This window comes from Microbacterium sp. zg-B96 (assembly GCF_030246865.1).
Classification (GTDB): domain Bacteria; phylum Actinomycetota; class Actinomycetes; order Actinomycetales; family Microbacteriaceae; genus Microbacterium.
On record NZ_CP126738.1, the window covers coordinates 1,221,756 to 1,244,383 of the forward strand.

At 68.1% G+C, this 22,628-nt stretch carries 20 protein-coding genes; 17 read left to right on the forward strand and 3 right to left on the reverse strand.

Features of this window, described 5'->3' with window-relative positions:
- Positions 1-1,147 precede the first annotated feature (1,147 nt).
- From QNO11_RS05550 to QNO11_RS05615, 14 genes are all read left to right on the forward strand, one after another.
- Positions 1,148-2,650 (forward strand): GspE/PulE family protein, encoded by a 1,503-nt coding sequence (locus QNO11_RS05550; protein WP_502883237.1) that lies wholly within the window; start codon positions 1,148-1,150, stop codon positions 2,648-2,650.
- Positions 2,651-2,690: 40 nt separating this feature from the next.
- Entirely contained in the window at positions 2,691-4,070 is a 1,380-nt protein-coding gene (locus QNO11_RS05555) for a type IV pilus twitching motility protein PilT (protein ID WP_257510077.1), read from the forward strand.
- Between the two features lie 2 nt (positions 4,071-4,072).
- Positions 4,073-5,317, forward strand: coding sequence for a type II secretion system F family protein (locus QNO11_RS05560; RefSeq protein WP_257510076.1), 1,245 nt, complete (start codon positions 4,073-4,075; stop codon positions 5,315-5,317).
- 113 nt (positions 5,318-5,430) lie between these two features.
- Positions 5,431-5,952, forward strand: a complete 522-nt coding sequence (locus tag QNO11_RS05565) for a type IV pilin protein (protein ID WP_257510075.1) — start codon at positions 5,431-5,433, stop codon at positions 5,950-5,952.
- A 107-nt stretch (positions 5,953-6,059) separates the two neighbouring features.
- Positions 6,060-7,382: a carboxypeptidase regulatory-like domain-containing protein gene (locus QNO11_RS05570; RefSeq protein WP_257510074.1), complete on the forward strand. Its 1,323-nt coding sequence runs from the start codon at positions 6,060-6,062 to the stop codon at positions 7,380-7,382.
- 62 nt (positions 7,383-7,444) lie between these two features.
- Positions 7,445-8,104, forward strand: coding sequence for a PilW family protein (locus QNO11_RS05575; RefSeq protein WP_257510073.1), 660 nt, complete (start codon positions 7,445-7,447; stop codon positions 8,102-8,104).
- Positions 8,101-9,906, forward strand: a complete 1,806-nt coding sequence (locus QNO11_RS05580) for a hypothetical protein (RefSeq protein ID WP_257510072.1) — start codon at positions 8,101-8,103, stop codon at positions 9,904-9,906. Before QNO11_RS05575 ends, QNO11_RS05580 begins: the two co-directional genes overlap by 4 nt.
- Positions 9,903-10,709: a prepilin peptidase gene (locus QNO11_RS05585; RefSeq protein WP_257510071.1), complete on the forward strand. Its 807-nt coding sequence runs from the start codon at positions 9,903-9,905 to the stop codon at positions 10,707-10,709. Before QNO11_RS05580 ends, QNO11_RS05585 begins: the two co-directional genes overlap by 4 nt.
- Before the next feature lie 19 nt (positions 10,710-10,728).
- Positions 10,729-11,898, forward strand: a complete 1,170-nt coding sequence (gene pilM, locus QNO11_RS05590) for a type IV pilus assembly protein PilM (RefSeq protein ID WP_257510070.1) — start codon at positions 10,729-10,731, stop codon at positions 11,896-11,898.
- Complete coding sequence (locus QNO11_RS05595; protein ID WP_257510069.1) at positions 11,895-12,716, forward strand: hypothetical protein; 822 nt, start codon at positions 11,895-11,897, stop codon at positions 12,714-12,716. Before pilM ends, QNO11_RS05595 begins: the two co-directional genes overlap by 4 nt.
- Positions 12,717-12,719: 3 nt before the next feature.
- On the forward strand, positions 12,720-13,286 hold the full coding sequence (locus QNO11_RS05600; RefSeq protein ID WP_257510068.1) for a type 4a pilus biogenesis protein PilO: 567 nt from the start codon (positions 12,720-12,722) through the stop codon (positions 13,284-13,286).
- An 88-nt stretch (positions 13,287-13,374) separates the two neighbouring features.
- Positions 13,375-14,436, forward strand: a complete 1,062-nt coding sequence (locus QNO11_RS05605) for a YihY/virulence factor BrkB family protein (protein WP_257510067.1) — start codon at positions 13,375-13,377, stop codon at positions 14,434-14,436.
- Entirely contained in the window at positions 14,433-15,119 is a 687-nt protein-coding gene (locus QNO11_RS05610) for an NAD(P)H-hydrate epimerase (RefSeq protein WP_257510066.1), read from the forward strand. Before QNO11_RS05605 ends, QNO11_RS05610 begins: the two co-directional genes overlap by 4 nt.
- A gap of 95 nt (positions 15,120-15,214) precedes the next feature.
- Positions 15,215-17,728, forward strand: a complete 2,514-nt coding sequence (locus QNO11_RS05615; RefSeq protein WP_257510065.1) for a glycogen/starch/alpha-glucan phosphorylase — start codon at positions 15,215-15,217, stop codon at positions 17,726-17,728.
- Between the two features lie 10 nt (positions 17,729-17,738).
- On the opposite strand, the gene QNO11_RS05620 is transcribed toward QNO11_RS05615, so the two are convergent.
- The gene (locus QNO11_RS05620; protein WP_257510064.1) at positions 17,739-18,470 is read right to left on the reverse strand and encodes a glutamine amidotransferase; all 732 of its coding nucleotides are present in this window, start codon (positions 18,468-18,470) and stop codon (positions 17,739-17,741) included.
- A 118-nt stretch (positions 18,471-18,588) separates the two neighbouring features.
- Between QNO11_RS05620 and QNO11_RS05625 the strand changes: the two genes are divergently transcribed.
- The 3 genes from QNO11_RS05625 to QNO11_RS05635 all read left to right on the forward strand — a co-directional run bounded on the left by QNO11_RS05625 (position 18,589) and on the right by QNO11_RS05635 (position 20,481).
- Positions 18,589-19,509, forward strand: coding sequence for an NAD(P)-dependent oxidoreductase (locus tag QNO11_RS05625; RefSeq protein WP_257510063.1), 921 nt, complete (start codon positions 18,589-18,591; stop codon positions 19,507-19,509).
- A gap of 75 nt (positions 19,510-19,584) precedes the next feature.
- On the forward strand, positions 19,585-19,815 hold the full coding sequence (locus QNO11_RS05630; protein WP_257510062.1) for a response regulator: 231 nt from the start codon (positions 19,585-19,587) through the stop codon (positions 19,813-19,815).
- Positions 19,816-19,818: 3 nt separating this feature from the next.
- The gene (locus tag QNO11_RS05635) at positions 19,819-20,481 is read left to right on the forward strand and encodes a CYTH domain-containing protein (protein WP_257510061.1); all 663 of its coding nucleotides are present in this window, start codon (positions 19,819-19,821) and stop codon (positions 20,479-20,481) included.
- Between the two features lie 70 nt (positions 20,482-20,551).
- On the opposite strand, the gene lpdA is transcribed toward QNO11_RS05635, so the two are convergent.
- Together lpdA and QNO11_RS05645 are read right to left on the reverse strand one after the other, a co-directional pair.
- Complete coding sequence (gene lpdA, locus QNO11_RS05640) at positions 20,552-21,952, reverse strand: dihydrolipoyl dehydrogenase (RefSeq protein WP_257510060.1); 1,401 nt, start codon at positions 21,950-21,952, stop codon at positions 20,552-20,554.
- Between the two features lie 10 nt (positions 21,953-21,962).
- Positions 21,963-22,607, reverse strand: a complete 645-nt coding sequence (locus tag QNO11_RS05645) for a copper resistance CopC family protein (RefSeq protein ID WP_257510122.1) — start codon at positions 22,605-22,607, stop codon at positions 21,963-21,965.
- Between the last annotated feature and the right edge of the window lie 21 nt (positions 22,608-22,628).

Genomic DNA, 22,628 nt, shown 5'->3' on the forward strand with positions numbered 1-22,628 from the left:
GGGTGGCGGGCAGCGGGCCCTGCCATCGGTGCCGCCCTCACCGTTCTCGCCGACAAGATCGCGTCCTACTGCGCGCCGGGATGAGATCGTCGCTGGTGCTGGAGGACCCTCGTCCCCCATAGTGGGTCTTGTACGCGGTTCGCCGGTCCGACACACCCGAGTCGGCACGAACCACCGCGTTACGTTTCGAGTCATCCCCCCGATATATCCGCTCGAACGGAATCCGCGATGGTCGCAATTGTTCCGGCACCCGCTGTGCGCAGCACGGTGGTGACCGTGGCTCGGCGCGCGTCGCGACGGTTTTCGTGGACCGGATGCCTGACGACGCGCACACCGTCGCGCTGGGGAACTCGCGACGTGAACCGGCGAGCAGCCGCGGTCGGGGGCACTGACCGCATGCGCGCCGGCTGAGGGAGCTGGGGAAGAGGACGATGGTGTTCCGGCCACATGAATCGGCACAAGCGGCCCACGACGACGCGACGGGCGCAGCGGGGGTGCTGCCGTCGCAGAGCGACCCGATCTGGCACGCCGTGCTCAGCGGTCGGCCTCCCGATATCGAACAGAACCAACGACAGGATGCTCGTCCGGGCGCGACGCCGGACACCGCGCCGCCCGCGCTTCGGACCCGGCGGCGAGAGCGTCTGAGAGCGGACACGCGCAGCGAGCCGGTCGAGCCGGTCGAGCCGGTCGAGCCCGCGCGCCGGGACTGGACCGGGCTGGCGGCGCCGTCTGTGGTCGCGGTTCCCGTTCCGGCGCACGCGTTTGCTCCGCCGTCGCCGCTGCCTCGCGAGCCCGCGCCCGAGCCCGCACCCGAGCCGGCTCCCGAGGCCGCCCCGGCCCCGCCGCCCGCCCCGGCTCCGGCCCCGCCGCCCGCCCCGGCTCCGGCTCCGGCTCCGGCGTCTGCTCCCGGTGAGCGCGACGGCGCCCTCGCGGTGCTCGAGGCGTTCGCGGCGATGTCGCGCCTGGACGCTCCGGTGCACCTGGCGGCATCCTCTCTGCGCACACTGCCAACGCATCCCCACCCCAGCCCGCCCCCGCACCGCCGCCCGAGCCCGAGCCCGACCCCGAACCGGAACCCGAACCCGAGCCGGAACCGGAGCCGCAGACCTCACAGGAGAGGGCCGTCGCGCTGGCCGCCCGCCTGGGCCTGGCCTACGTCGACCTCTCCGAGTTCACGGTCGACCTGGCGGTCGTCAACCTCATCCCCGACCAGATGTGCCGCCGGCACATCGTGCTCCCGATCTCGCGCGTCGGCGACCGGCTGATGGTCGTCGTCTCCGATCCGACGAACGTCGTCGTCCTCGACGACGTCGCCGCCGTCGTGCGGGCGCCGATCGTGGCGGCTGTCGCCGAGCCTGAGGCGATCCTCGCGGCCATCGACCGCTACCACCGGGTCGACTCCGAGATGGACGAGCTGACCTCCTCCTTCGAAGGGACGAACGACCAAGAGGCCGCGTGGGGTCAGGACGTCGGCGAGGCCGCCGTTGACGAGGGCCCCATCATCCGCTTCGTCAACGTCCTCATCAGCCAGGCGATCATGGACCGCGCCTCCGATATTCACATCGAGCCGGGCCGTGAAGAGCTGCGGGTGCGTTACCGCATCGACGGCGTGCTCACGACCGTCCAGCGCGTGCCGCGGTCGATGATCCCGGGAGTGATCAGCCGGCTCAAGGTCATGGCCGAACTCGACATCGGGGAGCGGCGAAAGCCGCAGGACGGTCGCATCTCCGTCGTCCACGCCGGGCGCTCCATCGACCTGCGCGTCGCGACCATGCCGACCGTGTGGGGCGAGAAGGTCGTCGCGCGTGTGCTCGACTCCCCGGTCGCGAGCCTCAACCTCAGCGACCTGGGCATGCTCGAACGGAACATGGGCGTCTTCCAGTCGAGCTTCTCCAAGCCCTACGGGATGATCCTCGTCACCGGCCCCACCGGGTCGGGCAAGTCGACGACCCTGTACACGACGCTCGCGACGATCTCGAAGCCGACGGTCAATGTGATCACGGTGGAGGATCCGGTCGAGTACCGGATGCCGGGGATCAATCAGGTGCAGGTGAACGTGAAAGCCGGCCTGACCTTCGCTGCGGCGCTGCGGTCGATCCTGCGCTCCGACCCCGACGTCATCCTGATCGGTGAGATCCGCGACGAGGAAACGGCCAAGATCGCCATCGAGTCGTCGCTGACCGGTCACCTCGTGCTGTCGACGCTGCACACGAACGACGCCCCGAGCTCGGTGACCCGTCTCATCGAGATGGGCGTCGAACCGTTCCTGGTCGGATCGGCCCTGGACTCCGTGGTCGCGCAGCGACTGGCTCGCCGGCTGTGCGAAAAGTGCAAGACCGCGTCGGTGGCGACCGCGCTGGAACTGGCGATCCTCGGGGTGCCGGTCGATCCCGACGTCGGGCCGCCGCGGATCTTCCGGGCGGCCGGCTGCTCGCAGTGCTCGAACACCGGGTACCGCGGCCGCATCGCGCTGCATGAGGTGATGGCCGTCGACGACGAGATCGAACGCCTCGCGGTCGCGAACGCCCCGACGGCCCAGATCGCGGCGCACGCCGAGGCGAACGGCATGACGCGACTGCGCATGGACGGCTGGGCGAAGGCGCTGCTCGGGCACACCACGGTCGATGAGATTCTGCGGGTGACCGTCTAGCGGTCGCACCCGACAACGAAGACGACAAGAGAAGGCAGGCATGGTGGCGGACGACGACGGTGTGATGTCCACGGCGGCTGGTTCGCGTTTCGACGCGCTGATGCGGGCAGACGAGGTCGATCCGGAGCTGCGGTCGTTCCTCGACGGCGTGCCGGGGGTGACCCTTCCCGGTACGGCGCCGGTGGCAGCACCAACCACGCGCCGCGCCGCACAGCCGCAGGCGCCGATCGATCCGGCACCCCGCGCAGGCGATATCCCGCACGTGCTGCGTGCGCAGCACCCCGAGGTCGACCCGGAGTTCATCGCCTCGATCAAGGCGGTGCTCGACCTCGGCGCCTCCGATCTGCACCTCGTGGCCGAGTCGACCCCGGTCATCCGCGTGGATGGGGAACTCCAGACGGTGCCCGGTACCACGACGTGGGATCGTGCGCGCGTGCGCCGGGTCATCGAGGGGTTCGTCTCGGTCGAGCAGATGCAGACGTTCGAGAAGGCGCTGGAGCTCGACCTCGCGTACTCGGTGGGTGACATCGCCCGCTTCCGCGTGAACATCTTCCAGGACCAGCGCGGACTCGGCGCGGCCCTGCGTATCATCCCGACCCAGATCAAGTCGGTCGTGCACCTGGGCCTGCCCCCGCAGCTAGTCGATCTGGCGCACCTGCCGCGCGGACTGGTCCTGGTGTGCGGGCCCACCGGCTCGGGAAAGTCGACCACGCTCGCCGCGATCATCGACAAGGCCAACTCCTCGCGCGCCGCGCACATCGTCACCGTCGAGGACCCCATCGAGTTTCTGCACCACCACAAGCGCGGCATCATCAACCAGCGTGAAGTGGGCGCCGACACGCACAGCTTCTCCGAGGCGCTCAAGCACTCACTGCGCCAGGACCCCGACATCATCCTCGTGGGGGAGATGCGGGACCTCGAGACCATCTCCACCGCCCTCACCGCTGCCGAGACCGGTCACCTCGTGTTCGCGACGCTGCACACGCAGGATGCCGGGCAGACGATCGACCGCATCATCGACGTCTATCCGTCTCATCAGCAGTCACAGGTGCGCACACAGCTCGCCGCGACGCTGCGCGCGGTCGTCGTGCAGACGCTCATCCGCCGCTCCAGCGGCAAGGGGCGCGCCGTGGCGACCGAGGTCATGTTCTCCACGCCGGCGATCCAGGCGCTGATCCGCGCGGGTAAGACCCATCAGATGCGCACCGCGATCCAGGCCGGCGAGTCGATCGGCATGCATACGCTCGACCAGGATCTGGCCCGTCTCGTGCTGTCGGGGCAGATCGAACACTCGCAGGCGATCGAGCTGGCGCAGGATGCCGCCGAGTTCGAGCAGCTGGTGCGCAACCGCGGCCTTTCGCGCACCGCGGTGGATGCCGTCGTGCCCGAAGGTACCCGCCAGGTCGCGGGAGGGCTCTGAGTATGGCGACCAAGGCGAAGTCCGCCCAGTGGAGCTTCAAAGGGCTGGACCGTACCGGAAAGTCGGTCAAGGGCGTGCTGGAGGCCTCCAGCGAGGCGCAGGCGATCCAGCAGTTGAAGGCGCGCGGCGTCATGCCCGACAAGCTGGCCCAGAAGGGCGGTGGCACCGGTCTGCAGCAGGAGATCAACATCCCCGGCCTGGAGCGCAGCCCGTCGCTCAAGGACCTGGCGATCCTCACCCGTCAGCTGGCCACGATGGTCAACGCCGGTGTCTCGATACTGCGCGCGCTGTCGATCGTGACGGCGCAGACCGACAACGCGAAGCTGCGGCGCACGCTCGAGGAGGCATCCACCAAAGTCGAGAGCGGCACCGCGCTGTCGGCGGCGCTGGAGGAGTTCCCGCGCATCATCCCGCCGATCATGGTGCACCTGATCCGTGCGGGGGAGACCGGCGGGTTCCTCGACCGGTCGCTCTTGATGGTCGCCGACAACTTCGAGTCGGAGAACAAGCTGCGCAGCAAAGTGAAGGCGGCGCTGACCTATCCCGCCGTCGTGCTCGTCATCGCGCTGGTGGCGGTCGCCGCGATGCTGATCTTCATCGTGCCGGTGTTCGACGCCATGTTCACCGACCTGGGCGGCGAGTTGCCCGCCGTCACCCAATTGCTCGTCGACATGTCCAACGCCATGCCGATCGCCGGCCCCATCATCCTCGTCGTAGGCGTCGTCTCCGCGATCTGGTGGGGAAGGAACAAGAACACCGAGGCGGTGCGCCGGGTCGTTGACCCCCTCAAGCTCAAGGTCCCGGTCTTCGGACAGCTCAACACGAAGATCGCGCTCACGCGCTTCACGCGGAACTTCTCCACGATGCTCGCCTCCGGCGTGCCGATCCTGCAGTCGCTCGCGATCGTGGGTGCCACCAGCGGCAACCACGTCATCGCTTCGTCCCTGGAGGGCGTGCAGGAGGGCGTACGCCAGGGGCGCCCCATTGCCGAGTCGCTGGCCGAGGTGGACATCTTCCCGGAAATGCTCATCCAGATGGTGGGCATCGGCGAGGAATCCGGCGCAATCGACACAATGCTGGAAAAGACGGCCGACTTCTATGACGACGAAGTCGAGACCATGAGTTCGCAACTGACCGCGATGCTCGAGCCGCTGATGATCGTCTTCATGGGCGGATTGCTGGGATTCATGATCGTCGCGCTGTACCTGCCGATGTTCACGATCTTCCAGTCGATTCAATCCATGTAACGACTGGGGAATTCTTTACATTAGAGTCTTCTCATTTTTTCGGCGGACTGCTAGCGTCAGCCTCGTCGACGACGACTCCGGAGTTGACTCCCCCCAATTAAAAGGAATTCAGCATGATCAACTCTGTCTCGCGTGCACTCGCGAAGAAGGAAGAGGGCGAAAAGGGCTTCACCCTGATCGAGCTCCTCGTCGTCGTCATCATCATCGGCATTCTCGCCGCCGTCGCCATTCCGGTGTTCTTGAACATGCGCGAGGGCGCGTGGAAGTCGTCGGTCGAGAGCGACCTGTCCAACGCAGCGCTCGCGATCGAGAGCGCCATCACGGATAACAACGGCTCGCTTGAGGGAATCACGTTCCCCGCGGCTTCCACCGCAGACGAGATCCAGATCATGAAGGGGGCCGACGTGGTCGGAACCATCACGATCTCCGACGGCAACGAGCTGCTGGTTGAGCCCGACGAGAATGCGTACGTGATCACTGGCAACAACGAGAACATCGACGACCAGAACCTGCAGTACAACAGCGCCACCGGCGGACTCGGCGACTGGACGGCCGTTGCCGGCGAAGGCGAAGGCGAAGGCGAAGGCGAAGGCGAAGGCGAAGGCGAAGGCGAAGGCGAAGGCGAGAACCCGTAACCGTTCAGCAACACCCGAACGTTGTGCCTGCGCGGCTTCCGCGCAGGCACAACGTGTCAGAAGCGAGCGGACGGAGGGAGTGGATGCCAGTGCGCGCGCAATCGTCCGTGGACGACGACGGATTCACCCTCATCGAAGTGATCGTCGCCATGCTCATCTTCACGATCATCCTCACAGGCTTCCTTTACACGATGACCGCGAGCCTCACCGCGACGCGCGACACCCGGGCTCGGATCGTCGCGGCGAACCTCGCGTCGCAGCAGATCGACGTGCTCCGCTCCGCGGCCGATGCCTTCGGTGTGACCACCGCCCCGCCATTCGACATCGAACTCAACGGCGACACCTTCCATGTCCGGGTGGAGACCGAGTGGGTGACCACCACCGGAGCGGCCGCGAGCTGTGAAGCAGGACTCCCCATCGCCTCACTGGCCTACAACCATGTCACGGTCAAGGTCACCTGGGACAACATGCGCGAAGGTGCCCAGCCCGTCTACAGCGACACGAGCCTCACCCCGCGCACGAAGATCAATGACCCCGCGCTCGGCACCGTGCTCGTGGGCGTGGTCAACGCCGCCGGCACGGCCGTCGCCGGCGCCACGGTGAGCTTGACCCCCGCGGGGGTCGCCGCTGTCACCACCGGCAGCGACGGGTGCGCTTACCTCCTCAAGGTGCCGCCCGGCGACTACACCGTCACCGTATCCAAGGCCGGGCACGTCAGCGAGCAGCAGATCGCCGAACCGACCGCGACGGTCCCGGTCACAGCCGGGGGATCGTCCCGAGTCAGTTTCGCCTACGACCGTGCGACCAGCTACATCGTCTCCTACGGATCCGGGCTTCCCGCCGGCGTGCGCATCCCGAACAATCTGACCACCACGTTCGTGTCGACCTACGGCAACTTTCAGATGGCAGCCATCACCAACGCGAGGACGAAGACGTTCTCGCTCTACCCCGTTTCGGCGGGATACAGCATCATGGCGGGAGCCTACGCAGAGACACCCGAGAACCCCGCCACTAGTTGCCTTACACCGGATCCCGGCGAGTGGATCCCGGAGCCGAGCAAGGTGGGAACGCGTCCCGGTGCAGTCGGGGGCGAAGCGGGGAGCGCCGTGCCTGCGGCGGTGCCGATGGGTGAAGTCCGCCTGGATGGCGCCAACGGCGCCGGCACCAGTTCGGCGCCTCGTAACCATCTCAAAGCCGTGTATGTCGGCGGCGGCGCCGGGGATCCCGGATGCCCCGCGGGGATGACCTACACGTTCGGCGACGTCATCAGTTCCAATAAGGCCACTATTCTTCTGCCGTACGGCACGTGGAAGCTGTACCGCGGCAACGCCTCGTCGCAAACCACCCAGATCACGACCGGCATCATCGTCCCCTCCAGTGGCAGTGTGGCGCCGGGGGTCGTGGTGCTCGACCCGCGGGTGGCGCCATGACGCCCGCGGCGCTGCGTCGCCCGCGTGTGCGTCGTCGTCATGGCGACATTGCGGATGCGGGTATGACGCTCATCGAACTCGTCGTGGCGATGGGCGTCTTCGGCATCCTGCTTACGCTCGTGGTGTCGATGTTCGTCGGCGCGGCGCGCTTGTTCAGCGATCAGCAGGGGGCAATCGACAACAGCCGCCTGGCGTCCACTTCGATGAACGAGGTGACCCGCATCATCCGCGCTGGCACCGAGATCCCGGTGCCCGGCAGCACCGTCAAGAAGCCCGTCTTCGCCTATGCGGGCGCGGAGAAGATCATCATCCATTCGTTCATCGACGCGGGAACCTCGGCGGACCCGCCGCCGGTAAGAGTGGAGTTCGCGCGCAACTCCGGGAACGAATTGATTGAGACCCGCTGGGCCGCGCACCACGAGCCTGTGGGCAGTACGTACTGGGCCTTCGCGTCCGCCGCGACGTCCTCGCGTCCGATCGCGCGATCGCTCACCCCCGTCACAGCCGGCGCACCGCTCTTTCGTTACTACGACCAGAATGGCGGGGTGCTCTCGCCGCCCGCCGGTGCCAGCCTTACGATCGATCAGATCCGCACCATCGCGAGTGTGCAGGTGACGATGCGGGTGCAGGCCGACGCGAGCGGGCGCGTCGAACCCGTCTCGATCCAGAACATGGTCGGCATTCCCAACCTCGGCGTCGCACGCGTGGATGTGCACGGATGATCGCCACCACGACACGTACGCAGCGCGACGAGGGCGCTGCCCTGGTCATCGTCATCGCGGTCGGCGCGGTGGTGGCGCTGCTCATGACCCTGCTCGTGACTGTTTCTGTCAACGGCACGAAGCAAGCCAGAGGCGATGCGAACTGGAACGCAGCGCTGGCGGCCGCCTATGCCGGAGTGGATGAGTACCAGAGCAGGCTTTCCGCCGACACGAGCTACTGGCGCTACGGCAACTCGACCTCCGCCTTCAGCAGCACGAGCACGGTGAATCCGCCTCCCGTGCCGAACCCGGCCTTTGGCGTCGGCGCGGCTGGCAGTTGGGCCACGGTCGCGTTGAGCGGCGACCGTGCCATGTTCCGCTATGAGGTGGACAACTCCCATTACGCCAACTCCGGCCGCATCAGGGTGCGCGCCACAGGAAAGGTGGGCGAGGCGACGCGCACCGTGGTCGCCGACCTCAAGCAGGAGGGTTTCATCGACTTCCTGTACTTCACCGACTACGAGGTGCAGGACCCGAGCCTGACCGGCACGACGAATTCTGGCTGCTTCACCGACAGCACGAAGACGACGCTCAAGTACAGCTGGCAGGGCCGCACGACAGCCAACGATTCTGCTGGTCGGAGCGTGTGCAAAGACCTCGCCTTCGGCGAACAGGACCTCAATGACGGCCCCGTGCACTCGAACGATACGATCCGGGCATGCGGCACGACCTTCACCGGCATCGTCACGACGGGCAATGCGACCAGCCCGTATTACCGGAAACGCAACTCGAACAACTCGACCGACTGCGACGACCCAAGCTTCGCACCCGGCTATCCGGCGTATAGCGGGGGGGTGAAGAAGTTCCCCGCCACGAACTCCCAGCTGAAGAAGGAGGCCCGCACCGACCTGACCGCCGACGTGCCGCGGCCAGGATGCCTCTACACCGGGCCCACGCAGTTCACCTTCACCGACGACGGCAAGGTCAACATCAAGTCGCCCTTCACGAAGTTCACCCGCATCGGAAACGAGGCGGCCACCGTCGGCTCCGCGCCAGTGGCGTGCGGGCTGATCGCGCAGCTGCAATCGCCCGCGGGCGCAACGATCGTCGTGCCCGACAACAACGTGCTGTATGTGCAGAACGTGCCGGCCGTGAGCAGCGACGTCAACTTCTGGGCGTCCAACCCGACGGGTTTCTCCTGCAAGAGCAGCGGTGCCAGCGGCGAGCGGGGCTGGTCCATCGGCACTGATACGGCCAAGAGCGGCTACCCTGTCAGGACCTCGACGACATCGACGACCGAGGTGGCACCCACGGCCACGACGTACGGCTGCCGGGCCGGGGACATCTTCGTCAAGGGCCGGTTCAGCGGCGCCGCGACGATTGCGGCCGAGAACTATGTCTTCATCGTGGGCGACATCACTTACGTCGACATCGTGGAGGACATTCTGGGGATCGTCGGGAACAACGCCGTCTGGGTATGGAACCCGGTCAACAGCAGCAACAACACCCTCCTCGGCAACAACCGCACGATTCACGCGGCGATCCTCTCCGTCGCGCACACCTTTCAAGTGCAGAACTACGACAAGGGGGGAACGCAAGGCACGCTCAACGTCAGGGGTGCCATCGCGCAGAAGTTCCGCGGGACGGTGGCGATGTCAAGTGGCGGCACCATTACCCACGGGTACGCAAAGAACTACCTCTACGACGACCGATTCAAAGTGGAGGCGCCGCCCAAGTTCCTCAACCCCGTCACGACGACGTACGGAGTGACCACTTGGGTGGAGATCGGCGCCGTCTGGGCAGCGGACGGGGCGGCGCGATGACCGTGGAGACCACCGCCATCCTGATCCTCGCCGGGGTGTTCGGCACCGTGATCGGCTCGTTCCTCAACGTCGTCATCTGGCGGGTGCCGCGCGGCGAGAGCATCGTGCGACCCGGCAGCGCGTGCCCGCAGTGCGGGCGGCCGATCGCCTGGTACGACAACCTGCCGATCATCTCCTACCTCGTGCTGCGCGGCCGCTGCCGCCACTGCTCGGCGCGCATCTCCGTGCGCTACCCGCTCGTGGAACTCGGCACCGGACTCGGCTTCGCGATCGTCGTGTGGGGGGCGATCGCGGGGAGGTACCCGATCGCGATCGTGCCGCTGCTGCTGTACTGGGTCGCAATCGGCATCGCCTTGGCGCTCATCGACCTCGATCACCACCGACTGCCGAACGTGCTCACGCTGCCGGCCTATCCCGTCACCGCGGTCCTGCTCGTGCTGGCATCCGTGCTCACGGGCGAACACGGGAGGTTGCTGATCGCGGCGGCCGGCCTTGCCATCCTCGGCGTGTTCTACCTTTCCCTCGCCCTCGGCTCTCGCGGTGGGATGGGATTCGGCGATGTCAAGCTTGCCGGCTCGCTGGGGCTCCTGCTCGGCTGGCTGGGCTGGTCGCAGCTGCTCGTCGGCGCATTCAGCGCCTTCGTCATCGGCGGACTTGTCGGCGTGGTGCTCATGATCGCCAGGCGGGCGGGCCGCAAGTCACGGCTGCCGTTCGGGCCCTTCATGCTCGTCGGCGCCTGGGTCGGCGTCTTCGCCGGCCCGGCGATCGCTGACGTCTACCTCACCGCGACGGGACTCGCATGACACCCCACGGAGGACACACATGGCAGCAGTAGTCGCGCTCGACCTCAGCAGAGGCGGGCTGCGCGGCGTGCAGGTGGACGCCCCCTACACCGCCCGCCCCAAGCTCACCCGGTTCGCCGCGGTCGAGGTGCCGGAGGGGACCATCTTCGATGGCGAGATCATCGATCAGCGCCGCGGCGTCGCCGCGATCAAGCAGCTGTGGAAAGCGGGCGGCTTCACGACGAAGAAAGTGGTGTTCGGTCTCAGTAATCGCAAGGTCGTGGTGCGCGAGGTGACGCTGCCGATGCTGACCGGTCCGCGCCGCAAGGCCGGCCTGCGGTTCGTCGTCGAAGGTCAGGTCCCCATCGACCTCGACGACGCGATCTTGGACTTCCTGCCGCTGCGCGATGTCCACGACAAGGACGGGGACGAGATGCGGCAGGAGGGACTGCTGGTGGCGACCGTGCGCAGCAGCCTGGAATCCACCGTCAACGCGATCGAGCGCTCCGGCCGGTTCGTCGACGCGGTGGACTTCGCGGGGTTCTCCCTGCTCCGCCTGCTGCCGGGACCCCTGCGTGGCATCCAGGCCATCGTGAACGTGGGCGCCTCCTGCACCACCGTGGTCATCGCTGCCGCCGCGAGCCCGCAGTTCGTCCGCATCGTCCCCAGCGGCGGCGACGATGTCACGCGCAGCCTCGAGCGCGCCCTCGGGGTCAGTTTCGTCGAAGCCGAGCAGAACAAGATCGCCCGTGGGCTGCAGGGCGGAGCGACTACGACCCGCGACATCGAGGCCGAGACCGTGCTCCGGGAGAACGTCGCCAACCTCATCGACAGCATCCGCAACACGCTGAACTTCTGGGCGAACGCGCACCCGGAGCACCCCGTCTCAAGCGTCGTGCTCACCGGCGGCGGGAGCCGGCTGACCGGGCTCGCGCCGGTGCTCACGAGCGCGCTCGGCGTGCCCACGAGCCATGGCGATCCGTTTGCCGGGTTCACCGTCTCGCCGAAACTGCGCGAATCCGGCCTGGACAACTGGGCGCTGGAGCTGGCGGCGCCGCTGGGGGTCGCCGTCGGCGCGAAGACCGGCGCGCACATAGAGGACAAGACGCGAACGAAGGCGAAGGCGAAGACGAAGACCGAGGCCGAGGCTGGAAAGGCGGCCAAGGGCCGCCGCACCGCGGAGGTCAAGGCGAAGGGGGCACGGAAATGACCGAGGTGCTGGAACGCCGCCAGCGCAGCCACGCCGAGCCGCCGATGACCTGGCCGACCGGTTCCACGCTCTCGGTGGCGCGGGTCGATCTGGTGCCACCGATCGTCGAAGCCCGGCGCCGACAGGGACGGACCATCCGGCTGCTCGCGCTCGGCCTCGTCGGACTCGTCATCATCGTCGCGATGGCCGGTGTCGCCGTGTCATTTCTGGCCGTCACAGCTGAGCAAAAGCTCGCCGCGGAACGTACGCGCAGTCAACTGCTTCTCATCGAGCAGCGGGAGTACAGCCTGCTCTCGAGCGTCAAGTCCCAGCTCGACGACGCCGCGGTCGCCGAGGTAGCTGCGCTCTACCCCGAGGCGGACTGGTCCCGGCTCATGACTGAACTCGACAACGCTCTGCCCGATGACTTCGCTCTCAGATCGGAATCGATCACGATCAAGGGCGTGGACGCCGCGGGCGCCGTGGAGAGCACTGGCCTCGATGCGCCAGGTGTCATCGAGATCGCATTCACCGCCACGGCAGACCGCTTCGACTCGCCTACGCCACTGCTGAACGCCCTGCGGGACCTCACCGGATATGTCAGCGCGACCGTTGACGCCGTGTCTGCGACAGGCGAGGGCGGGTACGTCGTCACCGGCGCCATCCAGCTGGGGTCCGATGCGCTCGGCGGCACCGCGCGTGTGGAGGCGCTCGAGGCTGAACTGATCGCCCGGCTGCAGGCCGAGCTCGAAGGGGCCGCAACCGGCGCGCCGCCGGAAGCAGCAGACGAGGCGGCCGACACGGCCGACGCCACAGACGCCACCGAGACCGGGGAGTGACGGATGGACAAGCACCGGCTCAGCCTCATCGTCATCGGCGTGCTCGCCGTCGCCATCGTCTTCGGTGGGTTCTTCATCGGCGTGCAGCCGCAGCTCGATCGCTCCGCTCGAGCGAGCGAGCAGACCGAATCGCTCCGGCAGACGAACGACGTCCAGCAGGAGCGGAACGTGGCGCTGGCCGCGGACAATCTGAACCTCGGGGCCTACGAACAGCAGCTCGCCGCGAAGCAGGAGCGGATTCCGCCCGCTCGCGCGCAACAGGAGCTCATCAACCAGATCGATGCCGCAGCCGCCGGCGCAGGAGTGACGATCCGTACGTTGACGTTCGACGCGGCCCTCGGCTTCAGCGCGCCCGAAGGGGTCACCGCCGACGCACCTGCCGGTGGCACCCTCATCGGGGTTCCGCTGAATCTCACCGCAGAGGGCGATCGGGCGAACCTCGAGGCGTTCACCGCGAACCTGCAGAACTCCGCGCGCATCATCACGATCGTGACGAGTCAGTTCACTGCGGGCGACGTGGCGTCGCTGGTGATCTCCGGCGTGACCTGGGTGCTGATGCCGGGGTCCTGACATGAGCCGGGGTGGGCGGCGACCCGAACGCCGCCCACCCCCTGTCAAGCCCCGCGGGGGTAGTCGGCCCGCCCGATACGCTGGCGCGATGAACCTGCAACGGATCACGGCCTGGGCTCTGTCGACCAAACCCGTGCGAGCGTTGCTGCTCTACAGCGAGCACCGTGGACCGGTGCTGGCCGACAGTGTCACCTACCGCACGCTGTTCAGTGTGTTCGCCGCCGTGCTGCTGGGGTTCTCGATGGCCGGTCTCTGGCTCGCCGGCAACCCTGCCGCATTCGATGCCCTCATCGCCGCCGTCGACAACACCATCCCCGGCATCGTCGGCGAGGACGGCATCATCGAGGACCCGCAGTCGGTCGCCGTGCCCACCGGCTTCACCGTCGCCGGCATCGTCTCGCTCGTCGGTCTGGTCGGCGCCGCGATCGGTGCGATCGGCAGCCTCCGCACGGCCATGCGCATGATCGCCGACCGCATCACGGAAGACGTCATGATCGTGTGGGTGCTGCTGCGCAACCTGGCGCTGGCGATCGGCATCGGCGTGGGCCTGGCTGCCTCCGCCGCCATCACCTTCCTCGGCACTGCCGGGCTCGGCATCGTGGGCGGCTGGCTCGGGATGTCGGCGTCCTCTCCCGTGCTGGAGATCGGCGGTCGAGTGCTGACGATCGTCGTGGTCTTCGCACTGGATGCCGCGATCATCGCGGGGGCCTTCCGGGTGCTGTCCGGGGTCCGTGCCTCCGCCCGGGCGCTGTGGAGCGGAGCGCTGCTGGGCGCCGTGGGCCTCACCGTACTGCAGCTGCTGTCGGGCCTGTTCGTCGGCGGTGCGTCGTCCAACCCGCTGCTCGCGTCATTCGCCTCGCTCATCGCGCTGCTGCTGTGGTTCAACCTGTCCGCGCAGGTCATCCTCATCGCCAGCGCCTACATCGTCACCGGCGTCGAAGAGGAATCCGACCGGGTGCGCGCCCGCTACGGCGCCAAGACGTTCGCGCAGCGCCGGGTGCGCCGGGCCGAGAACGCCGTCATGGTCGCCTCCGACGAGCTCACCCACGCCCGGGACGCCGAAGCCGCCGAGCGCGAGAAGGCCCAGGACAAGGCCCAGGAAAAGGCCGAGGAAAAGGCCGAGGAGAAGTCCGAGAAGGTCAACGCATGACCCAAGCCCCCGCCTACACCGCAGCGCAGGTGCGCGCCGCCGAGGCGCCGCTGCTGGCGGCGGGGGAGCCGCTGATGGATCGCGCTGCGGCCGCGCTGGCCGCGGTTCTGCGGCGTGAACTGGATGCGGGTGGGCGGGTGCTGGTCGTCGCCGGGCGCGGCGACAACGGCGGCGACGCGCTGCTGGCCGGTGCCGCTCTCGCGGCGGACGGCACGGCGGTCGACGTGCTGCAGACGGCGGATGCCGCGCACGAACGAGGGCTGCGCACCGCTCGCGCCGCCGGAGCGCGCGACGTCACCCTCGACGAGGCCGCCACGGCCGATCCCGCCTATGCCCTGATCGTCGACGGCATCGTCGGCATCGGCGCCTCTCACAACCCCGCGTTAAGGGGAGGCGCGCGCGACGCCGTCGCCGCGCTGCTGCCGTCGGTGCGCGCGGGGCGCAGCCGCGTCGTTGCCGTCGACGTTCCCAGTGGTCTGCAGCCCGACGACGGCACCGTCGCCGACGACCTGGTGCTGCCGGCATTCGTCACCGTCACGTTCGGCGCGGTGAAGGCGGGCCTGGTGCGCGCATCGGGCGTCGGGCTTGCCGGCCGCGTCGTGCTCGTCGACCTCGGGCTCGATCTTTCTCACGTGCCGCCGGTGGCGGCGGGTGAGGTGGAGACGTTCCGCGCTGGTGCGTGACGCGCGAGTGACGTTCTGATTGCGTTCCGCCGCGCAGACGTTGCGAATCGGGCACCGTGGTATTCGCGCCCTGCCGCAGTCGGTAGCGTCGTACTGTGGCCAGTCAGCTCGAAAACGAATCCGTCCCGAACCACCCGCTTGCAGCGACGCATCCGCTCGCCCTTGCCCCGGTTGCGGCGCCCGCCAGCACCGTGGACGGGTTCGTGGCGGAGTTCCTGCAGAACCTCAACCTCGAGCGGGGGGTGACGCTTTCGGCATCCACCCCCAACGACCGATACGTGGCCCTGGCGTACACGGTGCGCGACTACCTCATCGCGCGCTGGCTGGAAGACCGCCGGCACCTACGTGAGACGCAGGCCAAGACCGTCTGCTACCTGTCGGCGGAGTACCTGCTGGGCAGGCAACTGGACAACAACCTGCTCGCAACCGACCTGACCGATGTCGCCACAGAGGCGCTCGCACAGTGCGGGATCGACATCAACGAGCTGCGCGACCTCGAGGTCGAGCCGGGCCTCGGCAACGGTGGCCTCGGACGCCTGGCGGCGTGCTTCATCGACTCGCTCGCCACTATGAGCGTCCCCAACACCGGCTACGGCATCCGCTACGAATACGGCATCTTCCGCCAGACGTTCGAGGACGGCCAGCAGAGCGAACAGCCCGACGCGTGGCTCGCGCTGGGATCGCCGTGGGAGTTCCCGCACCCCGAGGCCGCACAGACGATCGCGTTCGGCGGACACACCGAGACCTACGACGACGACGGCGTCACCCGTTCGCGCTGGGTTCCGGGCTGGAACGTGCGCGCAGTGCCGTACAACTACATGGTTCCCGGCTACCACAACGGCCGCGTCAATACGCTCCGGCTGTGGAGCGCGGTCGCCACCGACGCGTTCGACCTCCGCATCTTCAACTCCGGCGACTACGAAGAGGCCGTCCGGGCGCAGACCTACGCCGAGAACATCTCCAAGGTGCTGTATCCGGAGGACTCCACGCCGCAGGGCAAGGAGTTGCGCCTGCAGCAGCAGTACTTCTTCGTCGCGGCATCCATCGCCGACTTCATCGACCAGCTGCCCGACGATGTGGACCTCGGCACCCTGCCCGAGCGGGTCATCTTCCAGCTCAACGACACGCATCCCGTCATCGCCGTGCCGGAGCTCATGCGCGTGCTCGTGGACGAGAAGGGCATGGCGTGGGATGCCGCGTGGCAGATCACCCGCCAGTGCTTCGCGTACACGTGTCATACCCTGCTGCCCGAGGCGCTGGAAGTGTGGTCGGTGGAACTGCTGGGACGGCTGCTGCCGCGTCACCTGGAAATCATCTACCGCATCAACGACGAGTTCCTCGCCGAGGTGCGCGAGCGGTTCGGCGACGACGAGATGCGCATCCGCGACATGTCGATCATCGGCGAGTTCCCGGAGCGCTCGGTGCGGATGGCGTATCTCGCAACCGTCGCCGCGGCGAAGGTCAACGGTGTGGCGGAGCTTCACTCGCAGCTGCTGCGCACGAAGGTGCTGCCGGATTTCGACGAGTTCTTCCCCGGCAAGTTCATCAACGTCACCAACGGCGTGACGCCGCGACGCTTCCTGCGCCTGGCCAATCCCGACCTGTCCGCCCTCATCACCGAGGCGCTCGGCCGCGGCTGGGTCACCAACCTGGAGCGTCTGCGGGAACTCGAGCCGTTCGCCGAGGACCCCGAGTTCCGCAGCGCCTTCGCCCAGGTGAAGGCGGGGAACAAACGCCGGCTGAACGAAGTGCTGCGTGCCCGCGACGGATTCGAGCTGGGTGAGGACCACATGCTCGACGTGATGGTCAAGCGGCTGCACGAGTACAAGCGCCAGATGCTGAAGCTCCTGCACATCGTGACGACGTACGAGCACATCGTGTCGGGGCGGATCGCCGCCGCCGACGTGCAGCCGCGCACGTTCATCTTCGGCGCGAAAGCAGCGCCCGGCTACGTCATGGCCAAGCGCATCATCCACCTCATCAACTCCGTCGGCTCGGTCGTCAACAACGACCCGCGCATCGAGGGGCGCCTGCAGGTGCTGTTCCCGCCGAACTACAACGTCACGCTCGCCGAACGAGTGGTTCCTGCCGCCGACCTGTCGGAGCAGATCTCCCTGGCAGGCAAGGAGGCTTCGGGCACCGGCAACATGAAGTTCGCGCTCAACGGTGCACTCACCATCGGCACCGACGACGGCGCGAACGTGGAGATCCGCGAGCTCGTCGGCGACGACAACTTCTTCCTGTTCGGCATGACCGAGCCCGAGGTCGAGGCGCTGTGGGCGCGCGGCTACCGTCCCAGCGAGTTCTACAGCGCCGACGACGATCTGCGTCGCACGATCGACCTCATCGCCTCGGGGGCGTTCTCCGGCGGCGACCGCTCGGTGTTCGAGCCGATCGTGTCGAACCTGCTCTACGACGACCGCTTCATGGTGCTGGCCGACTACCGGTCGTACATCGACACGCAGGCGAAGGTGGATGCCGCCTACGCGGACCGCGACGCCTGGACGCGATCGGCGATCCTCAACGTCGCACGCTGCGGGTACTTCTCCTCGGACCGCTCGATGCGCGACTACATCGACCGCATCTGGCACACGCCGCCGGCGTTCTGATCAGCGGGCGTCAGCGGGCGTAGCGCTCGACGAACGCGCGCAGGATGCTGCCGGGGTGGGTCACCGGCAGACGCCTGACGGCGTCGAGGGTGAGATCCAGTTCGTCGGGGGCGAAGTACCCGTGGCCGGCGTACGTGCGGATGCGGGTGGACATGCCTTCCACGTCGCACTCCGGGTGGAACTGGGTCGCGTAGACATTCCGACCCACGCGGAACATCTGCACCGGGCACGCCGCTGACGTCGCCAGCAGCGTGGCCGATGCCGGCAGCTGGGTGATCGCCTCCTTGTGGCCGACGAACGCGGCGAACTCGTCGGGCAGCCCGGCCAGCAGCGGATCGGCGGCGCCGGCCTCGGTGCGTTGCACCGTCACGACGCTGATCGGTTCGCGGTAGGTGCTGTCGATGACCGCACCCTGGTGCGCCCCGAGCGTGCCGATGCCGTAGCAGGCGCCCAGGAAAGGGAAGTCCCGCGCCACGACCTCATCGAGCACGCGGGCGAAGTCGGCTTCGGCGCGGCGTTGCACGGCCGACTTCTTCGCCGGGGGATCGGAGGCGTTGAACGGCCCGCCGCCGACGAAGATCCCCGAGATCGAGTCGAGGTCGACATCCCCCAGCGGGCCGGCTTCGAGCCGCACGCGCACGAGGTCGCGCTCGTCCAGACCGGTGTATCGGAGGAACAGTGCGTACTCATCGTCGGCGGGGACATCTTCGGGTCGCGTGGCCAACAGCAGAAAGGGCTTCATCGCGCCCGAGTCTATTGCCCGGTCGTGGTCTTGCCGGAACGGGACACCCGCGGCCTATCCTGACTGGTGACGGCCGCTCGCCTCGCGGCCGCGACAGCGACGTCGCAGGGAGAACCCCATGTCCACCATCGCCTTCATCGGCCTCGGCCACATGGGCGCGCCGATGGCCGCCCACCTGGTCTCGGCCGGGCACACCGTGCGCGGCGTCGACCCCGTGCCCGCCGCGCGCGAGGCGGCGGCCGGTCGCGGCATCCAGGTCGTCGACACCGTCGCAGACGCGCTGGCGGGCGCGGATGCCTGCCTGACGTCGCTGCCCGGACCCGGTCAGGTGCGCGAGGTGTATGGGGGAGCGGGCGGAATCTTCGCCCTGGCGGCATCCGGCACGCTGCTGCTGGACACCTCCACCGTCGACGTCGGCACGTCGCGGTGGTGCCACGACGAAGCCGACGCGCGCGGACTCCCCTTCGTCGACTCGCCGATCTCCGGCGGTACCGCCGGAGCCGAAGCCGGAACCCTGGCGGTCATGCTGGGCGGTCACCCCGACCACATCGAGCGTGCGCGCGCCGTCGTGGAGCCGATGGCACGGGCGGTGATCGCCTGCGGCGAGGCCACCAGCGGCATCGCCGCGAAGCTGGCGAACAACATGATGCTGTTCATCAGCGTGATGGCGATGTCGGAGGGCTCGCAGCTGGCCGAACGGCTGGGGCTGGACCCGCAGGTGTTCTGGCAGGTGGTGGATGCCTCGTCGGGGCAGTCGTGGGCGCAGCGCACCTGGTATCCCGTGCCCGGCGTCGTGCCCACCGCCGCGGCCAACCACGACTTCGATGCCACATTCTCCGCCGACCTGGCCCGCAAGGACTGCGGGCTTGCAGTACAGGCGGCGGAGGCCACCGGCGTCAACCTGCCCGCCGCCCGGCTGGCGCTGGCCCAGCTGGACCGCCTCGCCGCCGAAGGGCTCGGCCACAAGGACTGCACGCTCGTGGCGAAGTTCGCCTCGCCCGACGGCACCCTGCGCGGGTGGGGCGGTGAGTCGGCCTAGCATCCGCGGCGACTGGGGGCAACGGCGGGGGAGAGTCCCGCGGGGCGGGTTAGGGTCGGATCAGGAGGTCATTTCATGGCTATTGCACGAATGCACGGAGGTCCGCTGGACGGGCAGATTCTTCCCCTGGAAGATCCCGCACTGGACCAGTTGATCCTGCCGTACAGCGAGACGCAGGTCGTCTACGCGCGCGAAGGATCGCTCGACAAGACCGGTGACGACGACGGCCCTACCGAGGCCGCGTTCCGTTACGTCGAGGCGCAGGACGACATCGACCCCGACCGCGACGACCAGGACGAGCCGTAAGGGGTGGCTTCCACCCCCGAATCCGGTAGCGCAGACGAACCGACCCGTTCCCTCGAGGTCGAGCGCACCTACGACGTCGACGAGAGCACCCCGCTTCCGGACTGGACGTCGCTACCCGGTGTCGCCACGATCGGCGACGCCGAACGGCGAGATCTTGACGCGCGCTACCTCGACACCGCCGAGCGGCAGTTGGCCCTCGGCGGTGTCGCGGTACGCCGTCGCACCGGCGGGCCCGATGCCGGCTGGCATATCAAGATCTCGAGCCCCGAGGGCAAGCACGAGTGGGCGTGGCCCCTCGACGCCGAACCCGACGCCGACGCGATAGACGTGACGGTTCCCGCGGCCGTGGTCGACGCTCTCGCGGCGTGGGCACATCCGCCGTTCACCGCGCTCGCCCGCATCCGCAACGCCCGGGTCGCCTATGCGTTGCGCGACGCCGCCGGTGCCGTGGTGGCGGAGTTCGTCGACGACCGCGTCACGGCCCGCGATGAGCGGGCCGGCACCGAGGCGTCGTGGCGGGAGTGGGAGCTGGAACTCGGCCCCGCCGCCCCGACCGATCCCACCGAACGGGCCGCGCTGTTCGCGGCGGCCGACGCGCTGGTCGCAGCCATGGGCGGGCGCCCCGCGGCATCCGCTTCCAAGCTCGCCCGAGCACTCGGCGCCTGACGCTCGAACCCCGTTAACGCACCGACGCCGCCCCGATCGTGGGGGCGGCGTCAGTGCGTTAACGCTGAGGTCAGAGGTTGATCATGTGACCGGCGAGGCCGTGGAAGGCCTCCTGCAGGCCCTCGGACAGCGTCGGGTGGGTGTGCACGTTGCGTGCCGCCTCGAGCGCGGTGAGGTCCCACTTCTGCGCGAGGGTGAGCTCGGGGAGCAGTTCCGAGACATCGGGGCCGATGAGGTGGCCGCCGAGCAGCTCGAGGTGCTCGCCGTCGGCGATGAGCTTGACGAAGCCGACCGGCTCGCCCAGGCCGTTGGCCTTGCCGTTGGCGCTGAACGGGAACTTCGCGACCTTCACGTCGTAGCCGGCGTCGCGCGCCTGCTGCTCGGTGAGTCCGAACGAGGCCACCTGCGGCGAGCAGAACGTCGCGCGCGGCATCATGCGGTAGTCGCCGAGGGTCATCGTCTCGGCCTTGCCGATCGTCTCGGCGGCGACCACGGCCTGCGCCTCGGCCACGTGGGCCAGCTGCAGCTTCGCGGTCACGTCGCCGATGGCGTAGATGCCCTCGACGTTCGTGCGCATGTAGTCGTCGATGTCGATCGCACCGCGGTCGGTGAGCTTGACGCCGGTGTTCTCCAAGCCGAAGCCCTCGATGTTCGGGGCGAACCCGATCGACATGAGCACCCGGTCGGCCTCGATCGAACCCTGCGCGCCGTCGGCGTTCGCGCTGTACGCGACCGTCACCTTCGAGCCGTCGTCGGTGACCGACTCCACCTTCGTGGAGGTGAGGATCTCGATGCCGTACTTCTTGTACTGCTTCTGGATCTCCTTGGACACCTCGACGTCCTCGTTGGGCAGTGCCCGGTCGAGGAACTCGATGATGGTGACCTTCACGCCGTAGTTGCTCAGGACGAAGGCGAACTCCATGCCGATCGCGCCGGCGCCGACGATGACGATGGAGCCGGGCAGGTCGCGGTCGAGGATCTGCTCTTCGTACGTCACGACGTTCTGGCTCAGCTGCACGCCGGGAAGCAGGCGCACCTTGGAGCCGGTGGCGATGATCGCGTTGTCGAAGGTGACGCGCTCGGTGGAGCCGTCGGACTTCGCCACGTCGATGGTGTGGGCGTCGGCGAACGTGCCGCGGCCCTGGTACTCGGTGACCTTGTTCTTCTTCATCAAGAAGTGGATGCCCTTGACGTGGGTGTCGGCAACCTTGCGGCTGCGGTCCCACGCGGTGCCGAAGTCGAAGTGCACGTCACCGGAGATGCCGAACAGATCGGCCTTGTGCAGGAACGTGTGCGCGAGGTCGGCGTTCTTCAGGAGAGCCTTCGAGGGGATGCAGCCCACGTTGAGGCAGACACCGCCCCAGTACTTCTCTTCGATGATGGCAACGGACAGGCCGAGCTGGGCGCTGCGAACCGCTGCGACATACCCGCCGGGGCCCGCGCCGAGGATGACGACGTCGTAATGAGGCATGAATCCAAGCCTAGTCCTCGTCGGGGCGCCGGTCCCCGCTGTCGGCGGCGGCCTCGCGGGTGCGCTGCAGGTCGCGCCGGCGGCGGGCGCGGGAGATCAGCAGGTACGCGACCACCGCGATCACCGCGGCCAGCACGACACCGGCGATCGTCCACAGCAGGGCGGGGGGAGTGCTGCCGGTCTCCGGCGTTGCCGTCGAGGTCTCCGCGGCCGTGCCGTCGCAGTCGGCCGGTGCGGGGGTGGCCGCGGCGTCGCCGGCGCCGACGGTGAACGTGAACTGGTCCTCGGTGGGGTGGCCGTCGCTGGAGGTGATCTTCCACGTCACCGTGATCACACCGGTCGCCGTTCCCTGCAGAGCCTGGGTCACATCGGTGCCGTCGACGACGGGATCGCCGGCGGTGAGGTCTGTGCAGGCGGCATCCGTCACCGCCATGAGGGTGGCCCCGGGCTCGTCGATCGGGAAGTTGCTGAAGGTGAGTGTGACCTGTTCGGGCAGTGCATCCACCGTGGCGCCGATCGCGGGATCGCTGGCGATGAGCCCGTCGTGGGCGGACGCCGCACCGGCGGAGCCGAGCACGGCCATCAGGGCCAGTCCGGCGGCGGCGGCGATGAGGGCGGCACGACGCGTGAGCGATGCGTAAATTCCTGGTGACATCACCCGCCCGAGCCTACCCTG

Coding starts and splice junctions, on each gene's coding strand:
- QNO11_RS05630 (WP_257510062.1), top strand. CDS start 19,585: ATGGCTATTGCACGAATGCACGGAGGTCCGCTGGACGGGCAGATTCTT.
- QNO11_RS05565 (WP_257510075.1), top strand. CDS start 5,431: ATGATCAACTCTGTCTCGCGTGCACTCGCGAAGAAGGAAGAGGGCGAA.
- pilM (WP_257510070.1), top strand. CDS start 10,729: ATGGCAGCAGTAGTCGCGCTCGACCTCAGCAGAGGCGGGCTGCGCGGC.
- QNO11_RS05645 (WP_257510122.1), bottom strand. CDS start 22,607: ATGTCACCAGGAATTTACGCATCGCTCACGCGTCGTGCCGCCCTCATC.
- QNO11_RS05560 (WP_257510076.1), top strand. CDS start 4,073: ATGGCGACCAAGGCGAAGTCCGCCCAGTGGAGCTTCAAAGGGCTGGAC.
- QNO11_RS05555 (WP_257510077.1), top strand. CDS start 2,691: ATGGTGGCGGACGACGACGGTGTGATGTCCACGGCGGCTGGTTCGCGT.
- QNO11_RS05610 (WP_257510066.1), top strand. CDS start 14,433: ATGACCCAAGCCCCCGCCTACACCGCAGCGCAGGTGCGCGCCGCCGAG.
- lpdA (WP_257510060.1), bottom strand. CDS start 21,952: ATGCCTCATTACGACGTCGTCATCCTCGGCGCGGGCCCCGGCGGGTAT.
- QNO11_RS05625 (WP_257510063.1), top strand. CDS start 18,589: ATGTCCACCATCGCCTTCATCGGCCTCGGCCACATGGGCGCGCCGATG.
- QNO11_RS05620 (WP_257510064.1), bottom strand. CDS start 18,470: ATGAAGCCCTTTCTGCTGTTGGCCACGCGACCCGAAGATGTCCCCGCC.
- QNO11_RS05580 (WP_257510072.1), top strand. CDS start 8,101: ATGATCGCCACCACGACACGTACGCAGCGCGACGAGGGCGCTGCCCTG.
- QNO11_RS05575 (WP_257510073.1), top strand. CDS start 7,445: ATGACGCTCATCGAACTCGTCGTGGCGATGGGCGTCTTCGGCATCCTG.
- QNO11_RS05585 (WP_257510071.1), top strand. CDS start 9,903: ATGACCGTGGAGACCACCGCCATCCTGATCCTCGCCGGGGTGTTCGGC.
- QNO11_RS05605 (WP_257510067.1), top strand. CDS start 13,375: ATGAACCTGCAACGGATCACGGCCTGGGCTCTGTCGACCAAACCCGTG.
- QNO11_RS05595 (WP_257510069.1), top strand. CDS start 11,895: ATGACCGAGGTGCTGGAACGCCGCCAGCGCAGCCACGCCGAGCCGCCG.
- QNO11_RS05600 (WP_257510068.1), top strand. CDS start 12,720: ATGGACAAGCACCGGCTCAGCCTCATCGTCATCGGCGTGCTCGCCGTC.